The sequence below is a fragment of the Microcystis protocystis FBCC-A270 genome, from assembly GCF_050500235.1.
GTDB classification, from domain to species: Bacteria; Cyanobacteriota; Cyanobacteriia; order Cyanobacteriales; family Microcystaceae; genus Microcystis; species Microcystis ichthyoblabe_A.
Genome location: NZ_CP191407.1, coordinates 2,810,843 through 2,836,813 on the forward strand (window position 1 = coordinate 2,810,843; position 25,971 = coordinate 2,836,813).

The 25,971-nt window shown below is 43.7% G+C and carries 25 protein-coding genes and 1 tRNA gene; 14 read left to right on the plus strand and 12 right to left on the minus strand.

Annotated features, from left to right (window positions below):
- Positions 1 to 305 precede the first annotated feature (305 nt).
- The 6 genes from ACQY1X_RS13535 to plsX all read right to left on the minus strand — a co-directional run bounded on the left by ACQY1X_RS13535 (position 306) and on the right by plsX (position 7,619).
- Positions 306 to 1,418 carry a calcium-binding protein gene (locus tag ACQY1X_RS13535; RefSeq protein WP_430014783.1) on the minus strand — a complete coding sequence of 371 codons (1,113 nt, stop codon included), beginning with the start codon at positions 1,416 to 1,418 and terminating at the stop codon, positions 306 to 308.
- A 143-nt stretch (positions 1,419 to 1,561) separates the two neighbouring features.
- The gene (gene pgsA / locus ACQY1X_RS13540; RefSeq protein WP_002743356.1) at positions 1,562 to 2,089 is read right to left on the minus strand and encodes a CDP-diacylglycerol--glycerol-3-phosphate 3-phosphatidyltransferase; all 528 of its coding nucleotides are present in this window, start codon (positions 2,087 to 2,089) and stop codon (positions 1,562 to 1,564) included.
- Positions 2,090 to 2,303: 214 nt separating this feature from the next.
- Entirely contained in the window at positions 2,304 to 3,398 is a 1,095-nt protein-coding gene (locus ACQY1X_RS13545) for a fatty acid desaturase family protein (RefSeq protein WP_430014784.1), read from the minus strand.
- 895 nt (positions 3,399 to 4,293) lie between these two features.
- Positions 4,294 to 5,220, minus strand: coding sequence for an ACP S-malonyltransferase (gene fabD / locus ACQY1X_RS13550; RefSeq protein WP_069474580.1), 927 nt, complete (start codon positions 5,218 to 5,220; stop codon positions 4,294 to 4,296).
- 117 nt (positions 5,221 to 5,337) lie between these two features.
- Positions 5,338 to 6,339, minus strand: coding sequence for a beta-ketoacyl-ACP synthase 3 (locus tag ACQY1X_RS13555; protein ID WP_430014785.1), 1,002 nt, complete (start codon positions 6,337 to 6,339; stop codon positions 5,338 to 5,340).
- 224 nt (positions 6,340 to 6,563) lie between these two features.
- A complete protein-coding gene (gene plsX / locus ACQY1X_RS13560) occupies positions 6,564 to 7,619 on the minus strand; it encodes a phosphate acyltransferase PlsX (protein WP_002775371.1) in 1,056 nt (351 codons plus the stop codon).
- A gap of 149 nt (positions 7,620 to 7,768) precedes the next feature.
- On the opposite strand from plsX, the gene ACQY1X_RS13565 reads away from it, so the two are divergent.
- Positions 7,769 to 9,061 carry a D-alanyl-D-alanine carboxypeptidase gene (locus ACQY1X_RS13565; protein WP_190538194.1) on the plus strand — a complete coding sequence of 431 codons (1,293 nt, stop codon included), beginning with the start codon at positions 7,769 to 7,771 and terminating at the stop codon, positions 9,059 to 9,061.
- Between the two features lie 125 nt (positions 9,062 to 9,186).
- On the opposite strand, the gene argC is transcribed toward ACQY1X_RS13565, so the two are convergent.
- From argC to ACQY1X_RS13585, 4 genes are all read right to left on the minus strand, one after another.
- Positions 9,187 to 10,248 carry an N-acetyl-gamma-glutamyl-phosphate reductase gene (gene argC, locus ACQY1X_RS13570; RefSeq protein WP_123230086.1) on the minus strand — a complete coding sequence of 354 codons (1,062 nt, stop codon included), beginning with the start codon at positions 10,246 to 10,248 and terminating at the stop codon, positions 9,187 to 9,189.
- Positions 10,249 to 10,502: 254 nt separating this feature from the next.
- Positions 10,503 to 10,766: a DUF3146 family protein gene (locus tag ACQY1X_RS13575; RefSeq protein WP_002733391.1), complete on the minus strand. Its 264-nt coding sequence runs from the start codon at positions 10,764 to 10,766 to the stop codon at positions 10,503 to 10,505.
- Positions 10,767 to 10,852: 86 nt separating this feature from the next.
- Positions 10,853 to 11,842, minus strand: a complete 990-nt coding sequence (locus ACQY1X_RS13580; protein WP_002775376.1) for a DUF389 domain-containing protein — start codon at positions 11,840 to 11,842, stop codon at positions 10,853 to 10,855.
- A gap of 185 nt (positions 11,843 to 12,027) precedes the next feature.
- Positions 12,028 to 12,100 (minus strand) — tRNA-His (locus ACQY1X_RS13585).
- Positions 12,101 to 12,202: 102 nt separating this feature from the next.
- Between ACQY1X_RS13585 and ACQY1X_RS13590 the strand changes: the two genes are divergently transcribed.
- Complete coding sequence (locus ACQY1X_RS13590; protein ID WP_002793455.1) at positions 12,203 to 12,589, plus strand: DUF4359 domain-containing protein; 387 nt, start codon at positions 12,203 to 12,205, stop codon at positions 12,587 to 12,589.
- A gap of 56 nt (positions 12,590 to 12,645) precedes the next feature.
- Here the strand turns inward: ACQY1X_RS13590 and ACQY1X_RS13595 are convergent, their stop codons facing one another.
- Positions 12,646 to 13,164 carry a DUF3122 domain-containing protein gene (locus tag ACQY1X_RS13595; protein ID WP_043998323.1) on the minus strand — a complete coding sequence of 173 codons (519 nt, stop codon included), beginning with the start codon at positions 13,162 to 13,164 and terminating at the stop codon, positions 12,646 to 12,648.
- Positions 13,165 to 13,491: 327 nt separating this feature from the next.
- Here ACQY1X_RS13595 and ACQY1X_RS13600 point away from each other — a divergent pair, with 327 nt between their 5' ends.
- The gene (locus tag ACQY1X_RS13600; protein WP_430012940.1) at positions 13,492 to 16,119 is read left to right on the plus strand and encodes a chloride channel protein; all 2,628 of its coding nucleotides are present in this window, start codon (positions 13,492 to 13,494) and stop codon (positions 16,117 to 16,119) included.
- A gap of 8 nt (positions 16,120 to 16,127) precedes the next feature.
- Here the strand turns inward: ACQY1X_RS13600 and ACQY1X_RS13605 are convergent, their stop codons facing one another.
- On the minus strand, positions 16,128 to 16,508 hold the full coding sequence (locus ACQY1X_RS13605) for a DUF1830 domain-containing protein (RefSeq protein ID WP_002733612.1): 381 nt from the start codon (positions 16,506 to 16,508) through the stop codon (positions 16,128 to 16,130).
- Positions 16,509 to 17,364: 856 nt separating this feature from the next.
- Between ACQY1X_RS13605 and ACQY1X_RS13610 the strand changes: the two genes are divergently transcribed.
- The 11 genes from ACQY1X_RS13610 to ACQY1X_RS13660 all read left to right on the plus strand — a co-directional run bounded on the left by ACQY1X_RS13610 (position 17,365) and on the right by ACQY1X_RS13660 (position 25,944).
- Complete coding sequence (locus ACQY1X_RS13610) at positions 17,365 to 20,112, plus strand: type I restriction-modification enzyme R subunit C-terminal domain-containing protein (RefSeq protein ID WP_430012941.1); 2,748 nt, start codon at positions 17,365 to 17,367, stop codon at positions 20,110 to 20,112.
- A gap of 28 nt (positions 20,113 to 20,140) precedes the next feature.
- The gene (locus ACQY1X_RS13615; protein WP_430012942.1) at positions 20,141 to 20,311 is read left to right on the plus strand and encodes a type II toxin-antitoxin system HicB family antitoxin; all 171 of its coding nucleotides are present in this window, start codon (positions 20,141 to 20,143) and stop codon (positions 20,309 to 20,311) included.
- A gap of 9 nt (positions 20,312 to 20,320) precedes the next feature.
- On the plus strand, positions 20,321 to 20,719 hold the full coding sequence (locus ACQY1X_RS13620) for a nucleotidyltransferase family protein (protein WP_430012943.1): 399 nt from the start codon (positions 20,321 to 20,323) through the stop codon (positions 20,717 to 20,719).
- Positions 20,716 to 21,060: a HepT-like ribonuclease domain-containing protein gene (locus ACQY1X_RS13625; RefSeq protein ID WP_316576919.1), complete on the plus strand. Its 345-nt coding sequence runs from the start codon at positions 20,716 to 20,718 to the stop codon at positions 21,058 to 21,060. The genes ACQY1X_RS13620 and ACQY1X_RS13625 overlap by 4 nt, the downstream gene beginning before the upstream one ends.
- A gap of 12 nt (positions 21,061 to 21,072) precedes the next feature.
- Positions 21,073 to 22,473 carry a restriction endonuclease subunit S gene (locus tag ACQY1X_RS13630; RefSeq protein ID WP_430012944.1) on the plus strand — a complete coding sequence of 467 codons (1,401 nt, stop codon included), beginning with the start codon at positions 21,073 to 21,075 and terminating at the stop codon, positions 22,471 to 22,473.
- A 199-nt stretch (positions 22,474 to 22,672) separates the two neighbouring features.
- A complete protein-coding gene (locus ACQY1X_RS13635; RefSeq protein WP_430012945.1) occupies positions 22,673 to 23,071 on the plus strand; it encodes a GxxExxY protein in 399 nt (132 codons plus the stop codon).
- Positions 23,072 to 23,287: 216 nt separating this feature from the next.
- Entirely contained in the window at positions 23,288 to 23,548 is a 261-nt protein-coding gene (locus ACQY1X_RS13640) for a hypothetical protein (protein ID WP_002775395.1), read from the plus strand.
- Positions 23,535 to 23,855 (plus strand): type II toxin-antitoxin system RelE family toxin, encoded by a 321-nt coding sequence (locus ACQY1X_RS13645; protein WP_002733533.1) that lies wholly within the window; start codon positions 23,535 to 23,537, stop codon positions 23,853 to 23,855. The genes ACQY1X_RS13640 and ACQY1X_RS13645 overlap by 14 nt, the downstream gene beginning before the upstream one ends.
- Before the next feature lie 24 nt (positions 23,856 to 23,879).
- Positions 23,880 to 25,367: an N-6 DNA methylase gene (locus ACQY1X_RS13650; protein WP_430012946.1), complete on the plus strand. Its 1,488-nt coding sequence runs from the start codon at positions 23,880 to 23,882 to the stop codon at positions 25,365 to 25,367.
- 48 nt (positions 25,368 to 25,415) lie between these two features.
- Entirely contained in the window at positions 25,416 to 25,739 is a 324-nt protein-coding gene (locus tag ACQY1X_RS13655; protein ID WP_430012947.1) for a gamma-glutamyltransferase, read from the plus strand.
- A complete protein-coding gene (locus ACQY1X_RS13660; protein WP_016516397.1) occupies positions 25,732 to 25,944 on the plus strand; it encodes a gamma-glutamyltransferase in 213 nt (70 codons plus the stop codon). The genes ACQY1X_RS13655 and ACQY1X_RS13660 overlap by 8 nt, the downstream gene beginning before the upstream one ends.
- Positions 25,945 to 25,971 lie beyond the last annotated feature (27 nt).

The following is a 25,971-nucleotide window of genomic DNA, read 5'->3' on the forward strand; positions in this document are numbered from 1 at the left end:
CCATTGACTCTCAAGCTCAGAGGCATTTTAACCGTCTATCCTTAAGATTGGTGGCAGGAACCACAAAGACACAAAGGACACAAAGATTAAACTTATCACACAAAGAGTAAGAGAGCTGCCGAATCTCTCCCCAATCTCTTTACTGTTGCCTCTTGCCTTATCTCAACCAGCAATTTAAATGGTTCACAGTAATAAGGGTGTCCTAGTCCTAGCTAACACACCCGCAGAGATTATTTCTGGTGGCTTGGTTTTACCCCAAAAATCAACAATTGTCCGACTCACCGCAGGGGAGGGACAGGGATAGATTAGACAATGACAATCTCAGTATTGGTGATAGATGGCGCACCAGTGAGGATTGCGATTCCGAGCAGACCACCAGCGGCAGCAAGGTTTGTGTCATACTGTAAAAGACCAGTACCACCATTGTAGATAAATCTGGCAACGCCATTTTCAGCTGCTGCTAATTGGTCAGCAGCCAAAGTACCGGTAGGCAGTCCACCGAAAGCAGTGCCAGTAAATTGCAGACGATCATTTTGAGCGATGGTAAAATCGGTGATGCTGTCAGTACCCTGATTGGAAGCAGTGTAAGCAAAATGGTCAGCAGCAGCACCACCAGTTAGGGTGTCGTTCCCGTCGCCACCGATTAGGGTATCGTTGCCGCCGACACCAAGTAGGGTATCGTTGCCGCCGCCACCAAGTAGGGTATCGTTGCCGCCGCTACCATCTAGGCTATCCTCGCCGCCGCCACCATCTAGGCTATCGAATCCCGAGTTACCCAATAGGGTATCGTTCCCGTCGCCGCCGATTAGGGTATCATCTTCACTGCCACCATCTAGGGTATCGTTCCCGTCGCCGCCGATTAGGCTATCGGGTTCGCTGCCACCATCTAGGCTATCGTGGCCAAGGCCCCCATTTAGGGTATCAGCTTCGTTTAAACCACGTAGGGTATCGTTTCCGTCGAGACCGGATAGAATATCCGCTCCATTGGCACCGGTTAGGTTATCGTCGTACGCAGTACCTGTAATGCTATGGGATTCGTCGAGGTTGAATGTTCGGATTCGATTTGATGTCGTACGCGACGCTTTCGTGTTAATAATGCCGCCGCTTAGTTGATAAGTGCCGGCAGCCCCACCTCTAACAAAGATAAGGCTATTTGCTGGCAGGTCAAAGGTCTGAGGTGTAAAGCCTCCACCGTACCTGGAAAGGGTTGCGCTATCAGCAATGCCTGCGTTGGTTATTCTCCAAGCTGTAGTACCGTCGAGTAAAACGCCTTCGGAAGTGAGATTATCGCTTGGAAGGGTTGTTGCTGATAATATAGCAAAGGCGACAGTAGGATTGTCCGTCAGGAAAGTGCGAACTGACGTAGCAACATCGAAAACAACACCAGTGTTGGCACCAGGGAAGATTATAGTGGCCATGGTTTTTCCTTTGTAATGATATGTTTGAATGTGAAGAGTCTGATAGTCTTCCTCCCGATTATTATATACCGAGAAAAAAAATACAACCCTGTTTTCTAGGCTTGTTTCTGGAATTATTGCTAATGGTTAAGTTTTTATCAATTCTAGGTTAATTTTTGGCTGGGTATGATATAAATCACCCCAGAAATTAAAGTTAATGTTACTGATAGCCAAAAAGCCCCCTGAGCAATTAAATTATATTCAGAAGGCAAGGGAGCGATTAAGAGAGCGATAGCAATAATTTGGCTGACTGTTTTGCTTTTTCCCCACCAATTAGCCCCTTTTATGTCGCTATTTCCCGTTAAATTGGGATTAATGCGCCAACCAGCGATCGCTAATTCGCGAGCAAGAATCAAAAATACTCCCCAAGCGGCAATTACATCCATTTCAATGAGAGCTAAAAGAGGAGCGAGAACCAGCAATTTATCGACCAAAGGATCGAGAAATTTCCCTAATTCGGTGATTTGATCCAATTTTCGCGCTAGATAACCATCGAGCCAATCGGTACTGGCAGCAATCAGAAAGATAATTAAACTTAACCAGCGATCGATTTCTGTGCCTTGATGCAACCAGTATAAAATTAATGGCAGTCCCAAGAGTCGCGATAGGGTAATCGAGTTGGGTAGGTTCATTTTTCAGTTATCAGTTATCAGTAAACAGTGATCAGTAATCAAGCTCTCTTAGGTTTGGTGGGCAAAATGTATTCTAAGATACAGTCCTGCTGGCGAGCGAGTGGAAGGAACCACAAAGACACAAAGGACACAAAGATCGATCATATAGTAAGTTAAACTTATCACACAGAACCTAGAAGAGCCAAAACTGATAACTGAAAACTGAAAACTGATTTTAGCTGGCTAATTTGAGATCGAAATTACTTTGTTTATTGCCTAATTGCCTGAGCCAACGATAATTATAAGTTAAAGCACCCCAGCAGGTGGGATAAACGGCATAATTAACGCCAAATTCTTGGCAAACTTCCGCTAAAATTGGGGCAATTTTGGGGTAGTGAATATGACAAATTTGTGGGAAAAGATGATGAACGACTTGATAATTTAATCCCCCTAAATACCAATTTAAAAAGATATTTTTAGGGGCAAAATCTACGGTAGTTCGCACTTGAAAAATTGCCCATTCGTCTTCGATTTGATTAGCTGTCGAGGGTTGAATAAATTCGGCGGGTTCCAAAACGTGAGCTAACATAAATACATGACAGGCAAGCACTCCATAGGTCATAAAAACAATGAGAAAACCGATCGCTATTTCTAGGGGACTATAACCAACTAAGAGAGGAATGCCAATAAACCAAAAGAGATAAACAACTTTTCCGCTCAATAAAACAAATAGATCGATCGCTTTAGGATTGGGAATTTTAATCTCGCCAAAACGATGACGAAAGAGGATAGAGCGCACATCGGAGAATGACCAATAGATAGGAATTATGCCGTAGAGAATCGGGATAAATAAATGTTGATATCGATGATACCATTTATGCTCGGCATGGGGAGTCATTCGCACCACACCATCGCCGTGAATTTCCAGATCGTACCCTAAAACATTGGTGTAGGTATGATGGAGATAGTTATGACGAAAACGCCAGAGATAACTGGAAGCGCCGATGATATAATCGTAGGTCATGCCAAGGAGGGAATTAACCCATTTTTTACTAGAATAGCCGCCATGGTTGGCATCATGACCAATGCTAAAACCAATCCCTGCTAATCCTGCTCCTAAAACCAGACAACCGATGATTTTTAGCCACCAGATATCCGGACCAAAAAGCACAAATAACCAAGCGGCAATTACCCAAGTTAAAATCGTGATTGTCTTCAGGTACATGGCCAAATTATCTCTGGTGGGGATGCCGTTTTCGGTAAAATAAGCATCAACCCGTTTATTCAATTCCTTTCTAAAACCCTGATTTTCGGTAAAGGTTACTCGCATTCCTATTTTTGTCCTAGAAGTTGGTATGACGGCAATTTGTGGCAGCTCAGAGTGAATTTATGAGTCTTTGACTGGTTTGCTAAGGCTGTCTCACTACAACTGACAGTTTCTCATCAGTCTCTCATCTATTGTCAGAGAAAGAGGTGCGCTTGGCAAGGGAATCGCTCAATTTCTTTGCTACGCTTGCAAAAAATCCTCGGTTTTTACCTAATCAGATAGCAGATACCTGTAGCCGGTGATAGGGATGAGCATTAGGTACTTTTGTACTAGGGACTTGCGCTTTGATAATGTACCTTTTGGGCGAACGCAGTTCGCCCCTACATTGTGGACAAAATCCGTTACTGTAGGGGCGCAATGCTTGCGCCCTCCGATCGCTCAGGTTTGCTGATCACCTTAAGTAGGGGGAGAGCCTTCGAGGTGTTAGGGACTTGCGCTTTGATAATGTGCCATCTGGCTGGTCTGGTTCTTCTACAGAGCGATTTCTGGCTGGGATATTATTCCTACGCAAGTCCCTAAGTAGTCGTGCAAAATTAATTTCCTAGTGAAGATAGGCAAGAGGCAAGAGCGGGGTTAGATATGTGTAATTAATTTTGCTTGGGTACTTATTTTGGCTCTTCTAGGTTCTGTGTGATAAGTTTAACTTACATAGGGCTTGCTGAATAAATCTAAAAACCTTGTTGGATCAGACTTTTAGACTTTTTTGACCTCAAAAAGTGCCAGCCGTTGCGGGGATCGGGGGGAAAATTCAGGTACTTTTTCCCTGAAAATTAGGTAACTGGCTACCTCAAAATAGGTAAAACCCCACACCCCACACCCTGCCACCAGGAAAAGCTTTTTGCCGCAAACCCTACATAGGATGGATCAATTTACTTCATCGAAAATATTGCCAGATAATTTAACCAACACCAATTAATGAACCCTGGAATATAACATCGTCGCTATTCTTGGATATATCAGCTAATTGACTAATATTTTCTAACTCAATTGCGGGAGCAGTTCGTTTAATTAAACCAGTTAAAACCTTACCTGGACCCACTTCGATCGCTTTCTTCACACCCACATCTGGCAATCTTAACATAATTTCTCGCCAGCGAACCGAGCTAGTCATCTGCCGGATCAGATATTTTTTTAATTCTTCCCCGTCCTGGGTAGGATTGCTGGGATCGACATTAGAAATCACAGGAACTTTTGCAGACCGAAAATTAACTAATTCTAAAATTTGCTGAAATTGAATAGCGGCATTTTCCATCAAGGGAGAGTGAAAAGCACCGGATACTTTTAACTGGATAACCCGCTTAACTTTCACTTGACCTAATACTAAATCCACCGCTTCAGGAGTCCCAGAAATCACCACTTGTTCAGCACTATTATCATTAGCAATAACTACATTTTCCGTCTGATTAACCACTGTTTCTAGACTGGTGCGATCAAATTTCATTAAGGCGGCCATTTTACCACCTTCGGCCGCATCCATCAAACGGGAACGGTTTTGAACTAGATTTAATCCTGTTTCAAAATTAAACACCCTGGCCGCATATAAAGCGGAATATTCACCAAGACTATGACCGGCAACTAGATCGGGAAAATGACCTTTTTCTTGCAACAAATCCGCTAAAATACTCTCCACCACAAATAAACAGGGTTGAGTATAAAGAGTACGAGATAGGGTTTCTTCATCCCCTTGACATTTTTCTAAAACCGACCAACCAAGGATTTTTGCTGCTCTTTCTAATCTCTCTTGGCCAAGTGCGCTTTCCGCTAAATCTCCAATCATTCCTAACGCTTGCGATCCTTGTCCCGGGAATATCCACGCTGTTTTCATAAGTTCTTAAAATAGATAGATAGTTGTGTTTTGGTCAGTTATCAGTTATCAGTTATCAGTTATCAGTTATCAGATGTGAGTTTTTAGTTTACTGGTTACTGGTTACTGGTTACTGAATTAATCTCCCCAACGGAAGATAATCCCACCCCAAGTTAAACCGGCACCAAAGCCGGAAGAAGCAATAATATCACCTTTTTTGACCTTACCACTCCTGACAGCTTCATCGAGGGCTAGAGGAATCGATGCCGCGGAAGTGTTGCCATACTCGCTGAGATTGCTGATCACTTTTTCGGGAGACAGTTTCAGGCGATCGCTCACCGCGTCCATAATTCTTTGGTTAGCTTGGTGCAGAACTAACCAATCGATGTCACTGGTGGTTAAATTAGCCCGATAGAGGGCTTTTTCGATGACCTCTGGCACTTTCGCCACGGCAAAACGATAGACTTCCCGTCCGTTCATCGTTAGAGGCTTATAGGTCCCTTTTTGAACCCTTACCCCCTCCTTAAGGGGCAATTCTTCCCCCTGATAGGCGAGATTAAGAGAACCATTCTGGCTGCCGTCGCTATGGAGTTCAAAACCGAGAATGTTATCTTTTGTATCATTTGCTTGACAAAGAACCGCCCCTGCCCCATCACCAAAAAGGACACAGGTAGCGCGATCGTTCCAATCCACCCAACGGGAGAGAACATCGGCCCCGATAACCAAGACATTGCGGTAAGTACCAGTACGGATAAACTGGGTGGCGGTGACTAATGCCACCAGAAAACCCGAACAGGCGGCGGTGAGATCAAAAGCGATCGCCCGATTGGCCCCGATCCGACTTTGAACCTGGGCCGCACTACCGAACAGATCATCGGGGGTAGAAGTAGCCAAAAGAATCAAATCGATGTCCCTAGGCGACACCTGAGCCATTTCTAGAGCCTTAATAGCCGCTTGGGACGCTAATTGGCTCAAAGACACCGATTGATCCGCTAAATGGCGTTTACCGATGCCAGTACGACTTTTAATCCACTCATCGGAAGTCTCGACAATTTGGCTGAGTTCTTCATTACTGAGAAATTGCCTTGGTGTGGCCGATCCACAACCAGTAATGACGACTGCTGCCCCGAATCCGTTCAAAATATTCCCCCTTTTTCAGTTATCAGTGATCAGTTATCAGTTATCAGTGGGAAGTGGGAAGTGGGAAGAATAAATAAAAATAGTCTCCCGTCTCCCGTCTCGGAGTCTCCTGACCGCTTCAAGATGGCTGACGGCTTAATCTTCACCGTTCACCGACAACTTTTTTAATTGATGATGTCAGTTATCAGTGATCAGTGACCAGTTATCAGTTATCAGCTCACAGCTTAATCTTCACCGTTCACCGACAACTTTTTTAATTGATGATGGTGGTCATTGTAGGCTTGAATGCGCTCAGAAACGCGATTATCGACGGCATTTTTCGCCTGTCGGATGGCGTTAAAAATCGAAGGCGCTTGGGAACTGCCGTGACTGATCACGCAGACCCCATCGACTCCAAATAACAGCGCACCACCGTGTTCCGCGTGATCCATGCGTTGTTTAATCTGTTTAAGATTGGGTTTAATTAAAGCCGTCCCGACTTTACCCTGTATCCCCCTAGGTAATTCCTCTTTGAGAATTTGTAGGATAACTCCTCCCACCGCTTCGGCAAATTTTAACAGGACATTACCGACAAAACCATCGCAGACGATCACATCAAATTGTCCCGATAGCACATCCCGGCCCTCAGCATTGCCGATAAAGGGAATTTGCTGGTTATTTTCCAATAATTCGTAGGTTTTTAGGGCGAGATCGTTACCTTTGCTGGCTTCTTCGCCGATATTGAGTAAACCGACTTTCGGATCTTCAACCCCCATAACGTATTTACTGTAAATTGTCCCCATTAGGGCAAACTGCTCTAAATATTTGGGTTTACAGTCCACATTCGCCCCGACATCAAGGATAATCACCGATTTACCCGCCAACATCGTCGGCAGCACCGCACCGATCGCCGGGCGATCGATTCCTTTTAAACGACCTAAACGCAGTAACGCTGCCGCCATGGCTGCCCCGGAGTGACCGGCGGCCACCACCGCATCGGCGCGATTTTGTTTGACTAAATCCATGGCCACATTAATCGAGGCCGCCGGTTTACGACGGATAGCGGTGATCGGCTCTTCGTCCATAGCCACCACTTCCTCCGCGTGGACGATCGTGAGATTCTTGGGACGGGGATGATGCTGGAAATAAGCCTCAATCCGTTCAGAATCGCCGACTAATAATACTTCTACATCTAATTCTTCGGAAGCTCGCATCGATCCCGCGATAATCTCGTTGGGAGCGTAGTCACCTCCCATCGCATCTACCGCGATTCTTGCCCGATTTAATGCCGTTTCTGCCATTGAGTCAGTGGGATAGAAATCTTTAATAAGTTGAGCGGCAGCTCTTGAGAAAAGCTGGCCGATCGAGGATTAGTGTTTTCTGATCGAGCAATTGTTAAAAATTACCAATCATTTCTATACAATAAGGCATCATTGCGATTAAGGAAAAGATGTTCTCAGTTTTTAATTTGGCAGTTTTCGGCTTTCTCTTGGGTTGGCTGGGGGGGCAATCCCAACCGATCGCCAATATTCCCCTAATTTCTTGGCAAAATCAGCCTATTTTTGACCTTCCCACCGCTCCCGATCCCCGGGTGGCGGCGATCGTGGCCGATTATTTGCAAGACTTGACTAAAAAAGGTTTAAACTCTCGTCAACAACGGGTCTTAATTGAGACGGAATGGGCTGATTTAGCCGATCATCAGGGTAATCTACCCGCTTCGGGGGCTTCGTTGACTAAAATCGCCACTACTCTCGCGGCCGTGGAAACTTGGTCTCTCGATCATCGTTTTGCTACTCGTTTTTACAGCACGGGAGAGGTAAAAAACGGGGTGTTAGAGGGAGATTTAATTATTGAAGGGGAAGGGGATCCGCTTTTTGTCTGGGAAGAAGCGATCGCAGTGGGCAATGGCCTCGATCAATTAGGCATCCGTCAGGTCAAAGGCGATCTGATCATTACGGGTCAATTCGCCATGAATTTTCAAACCGATCCCCTCAAAGCGGGAGAATTGCTAAAAATTGGGCTTGATCAATCGAAATGGTCAAAAGAAACCCAAAAAGCTTTTCAGAGTCTTCCTGGCGGCACACAAGCCCCACAGGTGAAGATTTTGGGCATGGTTCGAGCCAGTCAAATTCGCCCCGAAAATGCCCGATTATTATTGCGTCATCAGTCCTTAACTTTAACGGAACTGTTGCGTCAAATGAATATTTATAGTAATAACGTCATGTCAGAAATGTTAGCGGAACTGCTCGGTGGCCCCGCGGCAGTGGACGCAATTAATACTAAAATTACCGGGGTAGGAGCGGAAGAAATTCAATTAATTAATGGTTCGGGATTGGGGGTAGAAAATCGCTTGTCTCCCCGGGCAGTTATTGAGATTCTGAAAGCATTGGATCGCAAGTTAGCCAATCAACCGATCAAAGTAGCTGATTTATTTCCGGTGGGGGGACGCGATACCAAAGGAACTATGCAGTGGCGGGCCATTCCTAAAGGAGTGATGATTAAAACTGGAACTTTAGCCCAAGTTAGCGCCTTAGCTGGAGAAATTCCCACCCAAGAAAGGGGTAAAGTTTGGTTTGTAATTATGAATGCCGGTAGTAGCAATATCGAGGGATTCAGAAATCAGCAGGATCGGGTGTTACAAGCTTTAGATCAACACTGGCAAATTCTCCCAGAAGCGACTCAAGGATCGATTTCTGCAAGGGCCTTTCTAGGTGATCCCAGTCGAATAAGTCAAGGTTTCTAGAATTGATTGGCTAAGAGGTTATGGTGATGAGCGAATCTGATCGAAGGGAGGGCGTACACTATGGGTTCTCACCAATCATACTGGCTGCAATGTAGGGGCGCAAAGCTTGCGCCCAAGCCGAATTTTTAAGGATAAAAACACATTTGCGGTAAACCAAGGGATTCTTCCCAACCCATCATGAGATTGAGACATTGTACCGCTTGTCCCGATTGTCCCTTAACTAAATTATCGATCGCTGACATCACTATCACTCGATCGGTTCTCGGATCCACTTCAATACCGAGATAACATAAATTAGTACCACAGGCCCACTTAGTTTGTGGATAGACTCCCCCTGGTAGGATTTTGACAAAGGGAGAAGTGCGATAAAAAGCATTGTAGATAGTGATTAAATCATCCCGCACCAGATTGGGATCCCGCAATGTTGCATAGACTGTGGACAGGATACCCCGAACCATGGGCATTAAATGGGGAGTAAACTGAACGCGCACCTCATGACCAGCTAAATCGCTGCAAATCTGCTCAATTTCGGGAGTATGACGGTGTTTTCCCGCTACATTATAAGCCCCGATCGAATTATCTGCTTCTGCCAATAACATATTAATCTTAGCTTGTCTTCCCCCTCCCGAAGTTCCCGATTTGGCATCAATAATCGTGGTTTCCGGGAGAATTAAACCCTGTTTTAACAGGGGAGAAATCGCCATTAAACTAGCAGTAGGATAACATCCGGGGCAACCGATCAAAGAGGCATTTTTAATCTCTTCCCGATAAAGTTCCGGCAAACCGTACACAGCCGTAGATGCGATCGCTTGATCCTGACGTTCCTTGCCATACCATTTACTATAGGTTTCTAGGCTAGTAAAACGATAATCTGCCGACAGATCCAAAACTTTACACCCTTTAGCGAGCAAAGGAGGGGCTAAATCACAGGCTAAACCATTGGGTAAACCCAAGAAAACCACTTGACAACGGGAGGCAATTATCTCTAAATCGATCGCCTCCACATTAAGATTAATGCTATGACCGAGATGGGGATATAAATCACTGTAGGGTTTTCCGGCGCTACTATCGCCCCCCAGATAGGCTAATTCTACGAAGGGATGTTCTTTGAGCAAACGTACCAACTGTACGCCACCATATCCGGAAGCGCCGACAATACCCACTGAAACCTTCTGTTCTTGCGTCATTTCCCTTGTTCCTAAAAATTCTGATCGTTAATATAACGCTTTAGTATGGCTGAATTTTAGCCTAACCGGCAGGATTTAAATCAAAAAACTTCCTTTAAAAACCTAGTATCTCGGCCGGGTTGTCCATAAACCGTCAATTTCTTTTGATCAATAGGCAGTTATCTTAATGATGAGGTACAAGGTTTTCCTTTTATGATGCCAAATTAAGTTAAACTTCATCCTTAGGAGAAAGGCTGTAATTCAATCCCCCATATTTAAAATTTTGAGCGCACCGTAAATTCATAATCTCCTCCCGGTTCTAATTGATAATCGTAGCGTTCTAAAAACCGATTCAAGGGTTCAAAAATCAAAGCCCTACCTAGGGAAGGTTGTACTAATAACTTGCCTTGAAGAAAATGCCACTGAAAACGCCATTGATATTGTTCCGTCCGCACTTCTCCCTCTAATTTCCCCGTTTGCCAAGATTGCTTAATTATCCGCACATAAGCCGTGCTTTCTGGTCGATTGCCGCCACTCACCTGAACCCTACCTATAGATTAAATATCAAACATTAAGATAGCGAATTAATCCTTGTTTGTCATTACTTCAGCCAATTTTCTCGACGCTATTCCGGGGAAGTGACTTCATTAACCTTAGAAACCAAGACATTTAATTGAAAAGGTCGCCCCATTTCCTTAGTAATAAATTCTTCCAACAATTCTACCTGTCTGGGGGTAATACTTTCCGCAGTTCTTACGACTAATCTCACCCGGGGAGGCTGCTTGAGCCAATTAATCGAAGATTCCAATAATTCTGCCCGTTGAAAAGTAATCGTTCGTTGTAATAAAGCTTTTTTGATCAGCCTTTCTAAGCGAGCTTGATTAGCCAGAGTTGCAAAACTTATTCCTAAGGGAATTAGCAAAACCGCTGTCAGGATAGAAGTCAAAATTAGAGCGTTACGCGCCCGATGAAAACTAGAATAACCTGCCAGCAAAAAGACCAACAAACAGGCGAGAGCAATGCCTAATAAATTGGTAATATATAACAGAGTCGCCCCCAAACTTAGGATCCAATTGCCTTGGGATAATCCTAAACCAATCGTGCAAACTGGTGGCATTAAAGCCACGGCGATTGCTGTTCCCGCTAAAGTACCTGAAATTTTCGGTTCTATTTTGGCATAACCACTGATTGCCCCTGCCGTAATTGCCACTCCTAAATCTAAAAGATTCGGTTGAGAACGGGCTTGAATTTCACTACCAAATTCAGAAATTCCGATTAATAATCCTAGCAACCAAGCTATCGCTAAAGCGATAATCGTACCAACTAAAATCGCCAGGGCTGACTTACGAATTAATCGCCAACTACCAATTAAACCACCAAAAGCCAGACTACGAATCGGCAACATCAAAGGGGCAATAATCATCGCTCCAATAATCACGGCTGCACTATTGGCAACTAAGCCAAAGGTAGCGATCGCACAAGAACTAACAATCAAAGCTAGATAGGGAAAATCGAGGGACGCTTCTAACCATAAATCGCGCCACATGGCCCGCGATTGTTGCCAGGTCAAGGGTTTTCTTGAGAACCACGAGTGGGGCCGTTCTTTTCTCGTCATTGTGCTGAGGAAGATGGACTTTTATTTTACCGAAATAACACGGGAGCATGAAAGCCATTGTCTTTTTAAGCAATGGATGAAATGCGACTTTTCTAGAGAAAGATAGACTCTCTCTCACTAGCCGAGAAATCCTTTGTCGATAGGGAAGATATAGGAAAAGAACAATTAGCGATCTTTGAAAAGAGGGCGAACGAGGGGACTCGAACCCCCGAGTGGTGGAACCACAATCCACTGCCTTAACCACTTGGCTACGCTCGCCGTACACTTTTCCAAGTATAACACAAGACGAATGGTTGACAAGAGGTTTTTTATCCTAATTCAGGCTATGGTTAGGGTAAGTGAGTGATGATTTGAGAGCTTATGAAATTGGCGCGGTTAGGGGGAATGGTGTTAGGAGTGGTTTTAGGGGTAATTGCGGGTATATTGCTGACAACTAACCCTAATCGTCAAGATTACGAACAATACGCTTCCCAGAGGTTAACTAGCTATCTTAAGGATAATGTCTGCGCTCGGGCGCAAGCTTCCCCCGAAGTGCAAGCTCTCTTACGCGGTTACTGTAAAATGTTGGTGGATACGGGTCATCCTTTTTTACAAGAAGCGATCGCCACTAACACCACTAGAAAGAATTTTCTCATTTTCAGCGTTTATCAAACAGAATTATCGTTCCCTCCCCCTTTACCTAGTTATCAATTCAGCAGCGTCGGTTTTTTGAATAAATTATACATCTACGAAGCTTTAGAACTGTAGTCAGATAATTGAAATTTTCTGAGAGTAAATCCTGATGGTAGTGATTTTATTGTAGCTCAGTGATTGGGATTTCCTCCATTTACGGAAAAAAGCAGACTTTGCCATTCCAAAAGTACAGGAGTCGGGATAGTGAGAGCGCGGGGATTGTCTAGGGGTAGGGAAAGCTCGATCGCTTCGGTAACGGGTAGCTGCGTTAAGATATCCTGCATCTTGTATTGACCAACGTTAGCTGCGGGTGATTCTTGGGCAAAAGCATCCTCAGCCGCTAAAATTTGACCTTTAGCAGTGGTTATCGTTAATCTTTCCGGGTGAAGAAACTCAATCCCCTCTGGAAATCCCACCAAGCGCAAACTAATTTCTACCGTTTCCCCATCTTTAACTCGTTTGAATAACACCACCTGCCAAGGACTACCGACATCATCGCGCAAACTATGACGGGATTGATACAACAGCTGCCCCGGTCCTTCTAGCTGTTGTCGAGTTAGAGCTAGTGCGGACAAGGAAAAATCGATTTTAAGGCTGATAAATAGCAAAAAACTGACGAGAACACAAAATAATAACAGGAATCGTTTCATAACTTTATTGACATTAGCTAAAAAATATGATACGAGCTTCGGCACTTGAGCCAAATTAACATAATTAGGGTTTGCTGAAAAAGTTTGTTGGTGGGAGCAGGGTGTAGGGTGTAGGGTGTAGGGTGTAGGGTTTTACCGATTTTCAGGTAGTCAATTACCTAATTTTCAGGGGAAAAGTCCTGGAATTTTCCCCCTGAGTACTCCCGGTCTCGGCACTTTTGGATTTCAAAAAGGTCTAAAAGTCTTATCCCACAAGGTTTTTAGATTTATTCAGCCAACCCGAAATAAATCCTCGCCCTGCCATTGCCTTGATTCTCCCTGATAATTATGGGACTTTTTGCCCGTTACCAAAACCTCCGTCAGTGGTTTAAATCCCAACACTTCGGACGTAGCGCCACCGATAGTCGTTATGCTTTACTGGTCGCCTGTTTAATCGGAATTCTCTCCGCCCTTGCCGCTATTATCCTGAAATTGGGCATCGGTTGGTTAGGTGGTTGGCGGGTGCATCTAGTAGCCAATTCCTCTCCTTTCCTAGTTTTGCCCCTCGGCGGTTTTCTGCTTGGTTATAGCGCCGGCTGGATTGTGGAACACTTCTCCCCCGCAGCCGCCGGGGGGGGTATTCCCCAAGTAAAAGCAGCCCTAGCTAAATACCCTTTGCCCCTGTCTTGGCGCGTCGCCGTCGTAAAAATGATCGGGGCGATCCTGATCCTTGGCGGTGGTTTAACCCTTGGTCGTCGGGCCCCCACGGTACACATCGGGGCAGCCCTGGCGGCCCAATTAAGCGTCTGGCTGCCCACCAGTCCCGATCACCGTCGTCAGATGATCGCAGCCGGGGCAGCCGCCGGGTTAGCGGCCGGTTTTACTACTCCCATCGCCGGGGTCCTGTTTGTGATCGAGGAATTAATGCGCGATGTTTCCAGTATGACCCTAGAAACGGCGATCGTGGCTTCCTTTACCGGGGCCGTGGTTTCGATGATGCTGCAGAATACCCCCTCGATCATCACTGAATATGCCAATATTAGCTTCTCTGCCCAAGAAATACCCATTTATTGCCTTTTGGGGGTTTTAGCGGGCTTATTGGGGGCTTTATTCAATCAAGGCATCCTTTTTTGTAGCCAGATGCAGCGGCGTTGGCGGTTATCTTTAGCTTGGCGCATCGGTCTGGTCAGTTGCTTATCGGGAACGGTAGTGGCTTTTTTACCCGACTTTTTTCGAGATAATACCGGTTTACGCGAATTTTTGCTGGCAGGGGAATTAAGTTGGCAGAATACCGCCCTCGCTTTTGTGGTCTATTTTTTCCTGACGATGATTTCCTATAGTTCCGGCGCACCGGGAGGACTGCTCGCCCCTGCTTTGGTGTTGGGCTCCTGTTTGGGGTTTCTGGTGGGGGGAATCGAGACGAAAATTATGGGTTTCGGCAGCGAACCTAGTTATGCTTTAGCCGGTATGGGGGCCTTTTTTACGGGAGTAGTCAGGGTTCCGGTAACGGCGATCGTGATTGTCTTTGAACTGCATCACAATTTTAATGTTGTGCTGCCCCTGATGTTGACCTGTGCCGTTTCTTATATCACTGCCGAAAGCATTCTACCCGGTTCTCTCTATCAGCATTTACTTTCCGCTAGTGGTATTATTCTCAACGAGGAAACCCCTGCTAATGATGTGTTGGCCCATCTGTCGGCTATAGATGTGATGCAATCGCAGGTGGAAATTCTGCCGGCGGATTTACCCCTAGGGGAAGTGGTGAAAATTATGTCCCGTTCCCATCATCGCGGTTTTCCCGTGGTGGAACAGGGGCGACTATTGGGGATTTTTACCCAAAGTGATCTGGATAAATGGCGATCAAAAAACAGTCAAACTGTCCTGCGGGAGATCATGACTCCCAATCCGATTACTGTAGCTCCCCAAGCAGCTTTAAGCGATGTTTTATTTCTGTTAAATCGCTATCAGCTTTCCCGTTTACCCGTTACCGATGGTCAAAAACTGGTGGGGATCATCACCCGCACCGATATTATCCGGGTGGAAGCCGATCAATTGGGGGGGGTTTGTCAACTGCCTCAACCCACTACCCCTTCCTATGTGGTTTATCAAACTCGTTCTCCGGCTGTGGGAATAGGCCGGATTTTGTTACCTATTGCCAATCCCGACACCGCTACCGCTTTGTTTAAAATTGCCGCTGCTGTCGCCCGTGAACGCAATTATGAGATAGATTGTCTCTATGTGATTACTGTACCTCGTCTTAGTTCTCCGGCGGAAGTCCGGGTAGATACGCGGGAAGGACGCAAATTACTTCATCGTCTGGAAAGATTAGCGCGACAGCAGAATATCTCTGTTCATACACAAATTTCGGTGGCTCAGGATATCGCCGACGGGATTTTAGCCACGATTCGCGAACGACACAGCAATTTATTAATTATGGGTTGGACGGGGGAAAGATCCACCACTGGGGCGATTTTTGGGTTTTTAGTCGATACTTTGATCGCCCAAGCTCCCTGTGAAACCATTTTGGTAAAATTGGGTACAAAGGATTGTTTTCCCAATGATCCTAACCGGGAAAGGATTTGGCTGATTCCCACCGCCGGCGGTCCCAATGCCGAACGCGCCTTAGCATTATTGCCTAGTTTGCTGTCCTTGTCCGAGTCTTCGGATTATCCCAAACTTTGGTTATGTAAAATCTATTCTCCGACGGAGTTACTGCCAGATCTGTCTATTTTGGAAGTTTTACAAGCATCTTTACAGAAAGCGATCGCACAGCCGATTGTGCCTTTACCGATTCCTTCGGCCTCTCCAGCTGAGGCAATAATTAATCTGGTGGAATCGGAAGACTGTTCTTTGGTGCTTTTGGGTGCATCTAGGGAAAGTTTGCTCAATCAGTTATTAAATGGCAATATCCCCTCGACGATTGCCCGTGCGGTTAATTGCACTGTGATTCTCGTGCGAGGGGAATTATCAGATTAGGTTATTAGCTAGGCGGAAGCTAAAGTTAAACCGAAGGGTACGGTATTGTCAATTTTCGCCCCTTGACTTTCCCCTAGGGAATGGGGGTAGAATATTTCCCCCTCTAGTTGACCGTCGGAGTCATCGTCATCCCCATCGCTGATATAAAGGCGTTCACAGGGGATATTATCGGAAAGGATGGCACTGGCCATCATCCCGGTATGAATCTCTAAGAAAGCATCCGCTAGGGTCTCAAATACTAAACGCTGCCCGGGGAAAACCACCCTTTCAAAATACCAGTTAGCAATATTGGTGATGCGAACAATTTGAATATGATTGGTCGCATTGACATAGCAACAAAGAATACTATTTTTCTTGCCGTTGGGGAGGGGATCGAGAATCTGTGCCATAGCAATTGAGGTGATCTTAAAGTGGATTTGTCATCGCTCCTTCACCCTAACATCCTTTGATCCCCGATAGTTGTAAAGATGATTACATTACTCGGATAAAAATCTACCGATAGCTTTTTCTGGTGATAGAAGGCGGTTTTTATTAAAAAATCATTAAATTTAACTAATGCCTAGTTTTGGCTATTTGTCAAGGGGGTAACTGCGCTTTTTTGCTGTTTTTCTCAATTTTTTGCCCAGCTATTTAGGGTCAATCCTAATTTTCAGGGAAAAAGTACCTGAATTTTCCCCCTGCTCACTCCCAGCTCTGGTATTTTTTGATTGACAAAAAGTCTAAAATTCTTACCCAACAAGGTTTTTAGATTTATTTAGCCGGCCTTAAGTATGCGCTCTCTGATTCTATCTTTTCGTCCCTGTTCGGTAACAATATCAACTACATTGTCAAGTTCACTACCGTTTAGCGGACTAAGCTGCACTGAATTTAAACTGCGTATTGAAAATTTAGTACAAATGCTCTAACTGCCTCTCCCTGCTCATAGACAGTCTTAACGAGTAATTTAGATAGTCAACAGCTTACCACCTAAACTCGGTAGCTGGAAAAAGGTTAATTGTCTCAGTTGCTGATTTTAGCCTCTAGATTAATCATCGAGAATTGAGCAAGCGATCGCATTTATGATCTGATTTTAATTTATTGAGGGTCAGTAAGAATAGCGATAATTGACATTTCTTAATATCTTATCTCCGACCACTGATAATTAACATTAAGATAGAAAAAAACTTTCTAAAATCTGCTTAGATAAAGATAAATATTGACATTTGCCGTTAAATTAGTCAGCTTATCGCGCCAAATTTGCTAACCATGCCTTCCAGCAATCAAACCCCAGAAAACCAATCGCGTGAACTGATTGACGAAAAATTGCGTCAAGCGGGATGGTCTGTCCAAGATAAAAAAGAAATCCACTTCAATACCAGTTTAGGGGTGGCTATCAGGGAATATCGAACCGATACTGGATTCGCTGATTATGTCCTGTTTGTGGATAGAGAACCCGTCGGTATTATTGAGGCCAAACGAGAGGAAAAAGGCTTCTGTTTAACGGTGGCGGAGGAACAATCAAACAAATACGCTAATAGTAGGCTGAAATATATCAATAACCGGCCCCTTAACTTTATTTACGAAAGCACAGGCAAGCTGACGCGCTTTACCAATCGCCGCGACCCGAAACCTCGTTCCCGTCTTGTTTTTTCCTTTCACCGACCGGAAACCCTGCAAGAATGGCAAGATAAACCCAAAAGCTTGCGGGATAAACTGCAAGATATTCCCCCCCTTGACCCGAATGGACTGAGAGAATGTCAAATTAAAGCTATTACCAACTTAGAAGCCTCCTTTAAGCGAAATTTTCCCCGGGCCTTGCTGCAGATGGCCACGGGAAGCGGCAAAACCTTCACCGCTATTACCGCTATTTATCGCCTCCTAAAGTTTGCCGATGCCAAACGGGTGTTATTTCTAGTCGATACCAAAAACTTAGGAGAACAAGCTGAAGGGGAGTTTATGAATTTTGTTCCTAATGATGATAACCGAAAATTTACCGAACTTTACAACGTTCAGCGATTATCCTCCAGTTATCTGGCCAAAGATGCTCAGGTCTGCATCTCAACCATTCAAAGACTGTATTCTATCCTTAAAGGCGAAAGTCTCGATGAGGCTGCCGAACAAACCAACCCAAATGAATTAGTACAAGGGAAACAACCCGTCTCCGTGGTCTATAATCCGAAAGTTCCTCTTGAATTCTTCGATTTTATCGTCATCGATGAGTGTCATCGCTCGATTTACAACGTTTGGCAACAGGTTTTATTATATTTCGACGCTTTTCTGATTGGTTTAACCGCCACTCCCGACGTGCGGACATTTGCCTTTTTCCATGAAAATGTGGTTAGTGAATACAGCTACAAACAAGCGGTAATGGACGGCGTAAACGTAGATTATCAAGTCTATATTATTGAAACGGAGATAACCAAGAATGGCGGGCGTATTCTCAGGGAATACATCGAAAAAAGGGAAAAATTAACCCGTGAAAAACGCTGGGTACAACCGGACGAGGATATTGTCTATACCGGCAAGCAACTTGACCGAGATGTGGTCAATCCCAGCCAAATACGCCAAATTATCCGCACCTTTCGCGATAAACTGCCAGAATTATTTCCCCATCGCCAAGAAGTCCCGAAAACCCTGATTTTTGCCAAGGATGACAGCCATGCTGACGATATTATTCAGATAGTCCGGGAAGAATTTAGCGAAGGGAACGATTTTTGCAAAAAAGTTACCTATAAATCGCCAGAAGACCCGAAATCTGTGCTTTCTCAGTTCAGAAATTATTTTAATCCCCGTATCACCGTCACAGTCGATATGATTGCCACGGGAACCGATGTTAAACCCCTTGAGTGTTTAATTTTTATGCGGGATGTCAAATCTCGAAACTACTACGAACAGATGAAAGGACGAGGTACACGCACCCTTGACCATGATGGTCTCAAAAAAGTCTCTCAATCGGCCCTTTCTGCCAAAACTCACTTTATTATCATCGATGCTGTCGGTGTGGAACAATCAGCCAAAACCGATAGCCGGCCTCTGGAAAGAAAATCCAGTGTCCCCTTAAAAGACCTGATGATGGGCATTATGATGGGAACAGACGATAGCGATGCCTATATCTCCCTAGCCTGTCGTTTTGCGCGATTAGAACGACAAATCACGCCAAAAGAAGCTGAAAAGATAAAAGAAATCACCGGAGGGGCAACTTTGGGAGATATGGCCAAAGCCCTGCTTAATGCCACAGACCCCGATAATATTGAGGATAGGGCCAAAGAAACCTATCAAACCACAAATCCGACCCCAGAACAGTTAAAAGCGGCGGAAAAAGCCCTTACTCGTGCAGCTGCTGGCTATTTGACTGGGGAATTGAGTCATTACCTTGAGAATGTGCGGAAAGTACACGAACAGTACATAGATACTCAGAATCTGGATAGGGTGACATTCTCAGGATGGAGTGAAGCGCAACGGATAGACAATCAAGCCCTAATAAATGACTTTACAGCCTTTATTGAGGCAAATAAGGACGAAATCACCGCCCTGCGTATCCTCTATAACCTGCCCTATCAACAGCGTCCCGTCACCTATAAAATGGTCAAGGAAGTCTTAGATATTCTCAAAAAAGACCGCCCCAACCTAGCGCCGGTGAGGGTATGGGCAGCCTATCAACAGATAGAAGCGGTGCCAAGCAATCCCACCAGTGAGTTAACGGCGTTAATTGCCCTAATCCGGCGTGTTATTGGCTTAGATGAGGTTTTAACCCCCCATGAAAAACGCATCGATAAAGCTTTTCAAACTTGGGTTTTTCAAAAACAGGCGGGCGCATCAGTAAAATTCAATCAAGAACAGATGCAATGGCTACGGGCCATCAAGGAACATATTATCAGTTCTTTTGCCTTAGAGCGAGAGGATTTGGACTATACCCCTTTTGATAGTATGGGGGGAATCGGTAAACTCCATCAGCTTTTTGGCGATGAGATGGAGGCTATTATCGAGGAATTAAACACCGCTTTAGTGGCATAAAATACGAAATCAAAAGGACTCCTAAATCATGAAACATAAAATCATTCTCTATCAATCCGAAGAAGGCTGCATCGTCTGTTGTCCGGGGTTGCCCGGTTGTTGGTCCCAGGGAGAGACAGAGAAAGAAGGGTTAAGCAACATTCAAGACGCAATTACTGAATATTTGTCAGTTATTGAGGAATTATTTCCTACAAATTAAGGAGTAAATATGACCTTACAAGATGTGATGGAATTAGCCAAGCAATTATCGCCGATGGATAAAAAATGCCTCGTTGAACAGCTTTCCTCTGAACTGAAACCCGAAGAAGTTAAACCGAAAACTTTAGAGGAAATCAAAGCAATTTTAATCCTTTATAAGCCCTTTTTAATAGAGAGGTTTAAAATCCTTGAATTAGGACTTTTTGGTTCCTATGTCAGGGGAGAACAAACTAAAGATAGTGATGTGGATATTTTAGTAGAGTTTTCCCAAGTCCCCACCTTATTTGATTTAGTAGAAGTTGAGTATTTAATTAGTGATAAACTTGGTCTTCCTGTGGATTTAATTGATAAAAAATCCTTAAAAGCTGCCCTTCGTGAACAGATTCTCAATGAGACAGTTTATCTATGAAAAGGATTGTCAAAAATTATCTAGAGGATATTTTAAAATATGCTAAAATAATCCAAGAACAAACCATAAATTTATCTTTTGAGGAATTTGAACAAAATGAGGAGAGAGTTTTATCAGTGATGATGGCTTTGGCAATTATTGGGGAAGCGAGTAAAAATATTCCTGATGAGTTTCCCTGTCTCTATCCACAAATAGAATGGCGGAAAATGGCAGGAATGCGAGATAAAATTATTCATGACTATTCAGAGGTTAGATTAATCACGCTTTGGCAAACATCCCAAGACAATATCCCTGATTTAATTGCAAAAATGACAACTATTATTAATCATCAAGAGGAGTGATTTTTATTAATTATGACTGATTCAAACTCAAATTATTCAGATTTACCCCAAGGATGGAAGTGGGTAACATTAAATGATATCGCCAATATTAAATATGGGAAGAATTTAGCAATTAAAAGTTTATTAGAGAATGGAAAACATCCAGTATTTGGAGCTAATGGAATTATCGGCTATTATAATGTTTATCACTATGAAACTGAACAGGTATTAATATCCTGTAGAGGTGCTTACAGTGGAACAATTAATTATTCACCTCCTAAGTGCTTTATTACTAATAACTCTCTAGTTTTGGACATAATTAATAGAGATACTTATAAAAAGTATCTCTATTATAGCCTTCAGTCCATTGATAAAACAAAGCTTGTTACTGGAACTGCACAGCCTCAAGTAACCGTTCAAAATGCTTCTCATTTACTTGTTCCCCTCCCTCCCCTACCTGAACAACATCGAATTGTCGAGAAAATTGAAGAATTATTCTCGGAATTAGATAACGGGGTTGCATCCCTGAAAAAAGCGCTAGAACAACTAAAAACCTACCGTCAAGCGGTGTTAAAATGGGCATTTGAGGGCAAATTAACCGAAAAATGGCGCAACACACATCAAGACAGTCTAGAGGATGGTGATACCCTATTAGAACAGATTAAAGCTGAAAGAAAACGCCATTATCAGCAACAATTAGAAGACTGGAAACAAGCGCTTAAAGAATGGGAAAATAACGGCAAGGAAACCAAAAAACCCACCAAACCCCAACAGCCAAAAGATTTACCTCCCCTCACCAAAGAAGAATTAAGCAATTTACCCAGTTTACCTAATGGTTGGATGTGGGTGAAATTGGGTTACATGACGATAGGAACGGAATATGGAACATCATCAAAATCACAAAAAGAAGGAAAAATTCCTGTTCTTAGAATGGGTAACATCCAAAACGGAATTATAGATTGGTCTGACCTTGTTTTTACAAGTAATGAAGACGAAATTAGACAGTACCTTCTTCAGGAGAATGATGTTCTATTTAACCGAACAAATAGTCCTGAATTAGTAGGAAAGACAGCTATATACTCAGGAAAAGTACCTGCTATTTTTGCTGGATATTTAATTAGAATTAATCAAATTAACTCTATTGTAAATGCTAAATACTTGACTTATTTTCTTAACAGCACAATAGCCAAGAATCATGGTAATAAAGTAAAAACCGATGGGGTAAATCAATCCAATATTAATGGTGAAAAATTATGTAACTATCCTTTTCCTTATATTTCCCTCCAAGAACAAACGCAAATTGTGCAAGAAATCGAGTCAAGATTATCAGTATGTGACCAATTAGAAGCCACCCTCACCGAGAACTTAGACAAAGCAGAGGCATTGCGCCAAAGCATCTTAAAACGGGCCTTTGAGGGGAAACTCGTACTATGATTAGGAATGATTAAATGAGGACTATGATTGAGGGATTGATGGGGTGATAAAGTGGTCAAAAAATCTGATACTTGTAGTAAAATCTAATCATAGCCAATCAAAAAATCACATAAATCACAGTACGGGTGGTTAGAAAAATTATGCGACCCGTAGTAAAATCTAATCATAGCCAATCAAAAAATCGTATCAAGTCAATAGCATGAGTTACGTTTCTTCTCAATATCCAGACAGCGAATTAACAGGTAAAATAATCGGTTGTGCCATGGAAGTACACCGCATACTAGGAAACGGCTTTCAGGAAAAAATCTATCAGCGCGCCTTAGCCATAGAAATGACATATCAAGGAATTTCCTTTAGTCAAGAACACGAAATGAATATCATTTATAAAGGAACACATATCGGCACAAGACGAGTTGATTTTTTCGTAGAAGGAAGGATAATGTTAGAAATCAAAGCCGTCATTAAACTTGAAGATGTTCACCTCGCACAAGCCATTAATTATATAGAAATTTATAGACTTCCCATCGGTTTACTAATTAACTTTGGCTCAAGAAGCTTAGAATTTAAACGAGTCATGAAACCAAAACCAAAACTATGATTAGGAATGATTAAATGAGGACTATGATTGAGGGATTGATGGGATGCTCAATTCAAAAACTTTTGATATTCGTAGTAAAATCTAATCATAGCCAATCAAAAAATCACATAAATCACAGTACGGATTGATGGGGTGATAAAGTGGTCAAAAAATCTGATACTTGTAGCAAAATCTAATCATAGCCAATCAAAAAATCACACAAAATATAGTACAGAAATGGCACAAGCAATTCGTCAAACCACCTTCGTTCAATCCGATGGAACAATAAAAATCGACACCCCCCAACTTCCCCAAGGGGCAAAAGTCGAAGTTATTGTCATCCTCGAAGACAATCCTCAAACCCTGTCAGCCGAAGCTTTAGCTATAGAAAGACTGCCCCAATTAGATAATCCCAGTCAATTAATTACTCTTATCCAAGCAGACCAAGAAATTGACGAAGATGAGCTAAAACAGTGGGTTGCCAATGAGCAAAGCTAAAAATCCTTATATTGTTCAAAGCGTCAAAGAATTACAAAATGACATCTCGCAATTACCGCCAAAACTGCAACAAAAATGGCAAAACTATCAAAAAATACTCGCCTTAGACCCCTATCAAACGTTAGGATTTCCTAGTCATAACTTAACAGGAAAACTCAAAGGATGTCGTGCCTTAGAAATCGATTGGAATGGAACCCCCTACCGTCTTGTTTATCGCATCCATGACAAACCTTCTCCTAAACGAGTGGTTATTCTAAGCTTTGCTGAACATGACCCTGCTTATGAAAAAGCCAAAAAACGCCAATAAAACCCTAATAAACAAACCAATGTCATGAATACCGCCTCAATTGTCTCAAAAGTTTGGAGTTTTTGTAACACCCTGCGGGATGATGGGGTCAGTTATGGGGACTACCTTGAACAACTCACCTACCTCCTATTCCTGAAAATGGCTGATGAATACGCCAAACCGCCCTATAATCCCAAAATCGGCATCCCCTTTGAATACGACTGGCAAAGTCTGCGGAGCAAACGAGGGGCCGACCTCGAAGCTCATTACCTCGGCATATTACGCGAATTAGGGCAAAAAAAAGGCTTATTAGGGCAAATCTTCACCAAAGCTCAAAATAAAATCCAAGACCCTGCCAAACTGCTCAAAATCATCACCATGATAGATGAAGAAAACTGGGTGATGATGGAAACGGATGTCAAAGGCGACATATACGAAGGACTTCTAGAAAAAAACGCCGAAGACACCAAAAGCGGTGCCGGCCAATACTTCACCCCCCGGCCCTTGATTTGGGCCATGGTAGAATGCTTGCGTCCCCAACCCATGGCAACTATTGCTGACCCTGCCTGTGGAACCGGCGGCTTTTTTCTGGCAGCCTATAACTTTTTGGTCAAAAATCATCCCTTAGACCGAGAACAGAAAGAATTTCTCAAAAAAAGCACCTTTCACGGTAATGAAATCGTCGCCAATACAAGACGCCTGGCATTGATGAATATGTTTCTGCATAATATCGGCGATATTAACGATGAGCAATGCTTTATCGCCTCCACCGATGCTCTGATTGCTCCTTCTCCCCTTAGCGTCGATTATGTCCTTGCTAATCCCCCTTTCGGCAAAAAAAGCAGCCTAACTTTCACTAATGAAGACGGGGAACAGGACCAGGAAGACTTAACCTATAATCGTCAGGATTTTTGGGCAACCACTTCTAATAAACAACTCAACTTCGTCCAGCATATTCGTTCCATGCTCAAAAGCACAGGACAAGCTGCCGTGGTTGTCCCCGATAACGTCCTTTTCGAGGGTGGCGCCGGGGAAACCGTCCGCAAACAACTATTATCAACCACCGACCTGCATACTATCCTCAGATTACCCACCGGCGTATTTTATAAACAGGGAGTGAAAGCCAACGTCATCTTTTTTGATAATAAACCCGCCGCTAAAGACCCTTGGACAAAAGCTATCTGGTTTTATGACTTTCGCACCAATATTCACTTTACCCTCAAGAAAAACCCCTTAAAACCCGACGATTTACAGGACTTCATCACCTGTTATCATCCCCAAAATCGTCATCAACGCAGCGAAACCTATTCAGAACAGAATCCCGAAGGACGTTGGCGAAAATTCACCTATAATGAGATTATCGCCAGGGATAAAACCAGCCTCGATATATTTTGGCTGAAAGATAAAAGTTTAACCGACCTTGACAACCTGCCTGACCCCGATGTGTTGGCTTTGGAGATTATGGAAAACCTCGAAGCTGGATTAGAAAGCTTTCGGACAATTGTGGACAGTTTAGAAGTCACCGAGACTTAATGCTTCCAACTTCCATGGGGGAAGGTGAGAAATTCTCGATTAATACACTTGTTCGCACCATTAATTCTACCAAAAACCCCAGAAGGGAACCGTCTATCTGGCCACAAGCGATCGAGATTTTCCGGTATTGTAAAGTTTCAATCCAATTTTGATGGTTTTGCCATTGCTATTTTAGTCCCCCAGACGGGAATCGCCCTACATAATCTTGCTAGTGGTTTTACCCTCGAATTGGGTCATCCTAACCCCATTACCCCCGCTAAACGCCCTTTTCATCTGATTATCCCCAGTTTTCTCCGTTGGGATGATGGCAATTTTGATGGGTGCGCCGATGCAACCCCAAGGCCCCCGATAAATGGCGGTAAACATGGTTAACCATCATTTCAATCCTCAAACCGCCCTTGATGCCCCTAGATGGCGATTTTTACGGGGAAACAGCGTACTTTTAGAAAGGGGTGCAGCCCCCGAATTACTGCCCGGATTAACCCCCAGAGGCCATCAGGTAGCGATCGCAGATTCCTCCCATTTTGGCAAGGGTCAAATTATCCGGCAAATTGCGAACCTCGGTCCGATGGGTTAGCTTTGGGATATTGAGATAACGAAGGCG

Bases quoted from the DNA above. Each gene is read 5' to 3' on its own strand.
- ACQY1X_RS13535 (WP_430014783.1), bottom strand. From the start codon at position 1,418: ATGGCCACTATAATCTTCCCTGGTGCCAACACTGGTGTTGTTTTCGAT.
- pgsA (WP_002743356.1), bottom strand. From the start codon at position 2,089: ATGAACCTACCCAACTCGATTACCCTATCGCGACTCTTGGGACTGCCA.
- ACQY1X_RS13545 (WP_430014784.1), bottom strand. From the start codon at position 3,398: ATGCGAGTAACCTTTACCGAAAATCAGGGTTTTAGAAAGGAATTGAAT.
- fabD (WP_069474580.1), bottom strand. From the start codon at position 5,220: ATGAAAACAGCGTGGATATTCCCGGGACAAGGATCGCAAGCGTTAGGA.
- plsX (WP_002775371.1), bottom strand. From the start codon at position 7,619: ATGGCAGAAACGGCATTAAATCGGGCAAGAATCGCGGTAGATGCGATG.
- ACQY1X_RS13565 (WP_190538194.1), top strand. From the start codon at position 7,769: ATGTTCTCAGTTTTTAATTTGGCAGTTTTCGGCTTTCTCTTGGGTTGG.
- argC (WP_123230086.1), bottom strand. From the start codon at position 10,248: ATGACGCAAGAACAGAAGGTTTCAGTGGGTATTGTCGGCGCTTCCGGA.
- ACQY1X_RS13580 (WP_002775376.1), bottom strand. From the start codon at position 11,842: ATGACGAGAAAAGAACGGCCCCACTCGTGGTTCTCAAGAAAACCCTTG.
- ACQY1X_RS13590 (WP_002793455.1), top strand. From the start codon at position 12,203: ATGAAATTGGCGCGGTTAGGGGGAATGGTGTTAGGAGTGGTTTTAGGG.
- ACQY1X_RS13595 (WP_043998323.1), bottom strand. From the start codon at position 13,164: ATGAAACGATTCCTGTTATTATTTTGTGTTCTCGTCAGTTTTTTGCTA.
- ACQY1X_RS13600 (WP_430012940.1), top strand. From the start codon at position 13,492: ATGGGACTTTTTGCCCGTTACCAAAACCTCCGTCAGTGGTTTAAATCC.
- ACQY1X_RS13605 (WP_002733612.1), bottom strand. From the start codon at position 16,508: ATGGCACAGATTCTCGATCCCCTCCCCAACGGCAAGAAAAATAGTATT.
- ACQY1X_RS13610 (WP_430012941.1), top strand. From the start codon at position 17,365: ATGCCTTCCAGCAATCAAACCCCAGAAAACCAATCGCGTGAACTGATT.
- ACQY1X_RS13615 (WP_430012942.1), top strand. From the start codon at position 20,141: ATGAAACATAAAATCATTCTCTATCAATCCGAAGAAGGCTGCATCGTC.
- ACQY1X_RS13620 (WP_430012943.1), top strand. From the start codon at position 20,321: ATGACCTTACAAGATGTGATGGAATTAGCCAAGCAATTATCGCCGATG.
- ACQY1X_RS13625 (WP_316576919.1), top strand. From the start codon at position 20,716: ATGAAAAGGATTGTCAAAAATTATCTAGAGGATATTTTAAAATATGCT.
- ACQY1X_RS13630 (WP_430012944.1), top strand. From the start codon at position 21,073: ATGACTGATTCAAACTCAAATTATTCAGATTTACCCCAAGGATGGAAG.
- ACQY1X_RS13635 (WP_430012945.1), top strand. From the start codon at position 22,673: ATGAGTTACGTTTCTTCTCAATATCCAGACAGCGAATTAACAGGTAAA.
- ACQY1X_RS13640 (WP_002775395.1), top strand. From the start codon at position 23,288: ATGGCACAAGCAATTCGTCAAACCACCTTCGTTCAATCCGATGGAACA.
- ACQY1X_RS13645 (WP_002733533.1), top strand. From the start codon at position 23,535: ATGAGCAAAGCTAAAAATCCTTATATTGTTCAAAGCGTCAAAGAATTA.
- ACQY1X_RS13650 (WP_430012946.1), top strand. From the start codon at position 23,880: ATGAATACCGCCTCAATTGTCTCAAAAGTTTGGAGTTTTTGTAACACC.
- ACQY1X_RS13660 (WP_016516397.1), top strand. From the start codon at position 25,732: ATGGTTAACCATCATTTCAATCCTCAAACCGCCCTTGATGCCCCTAGA.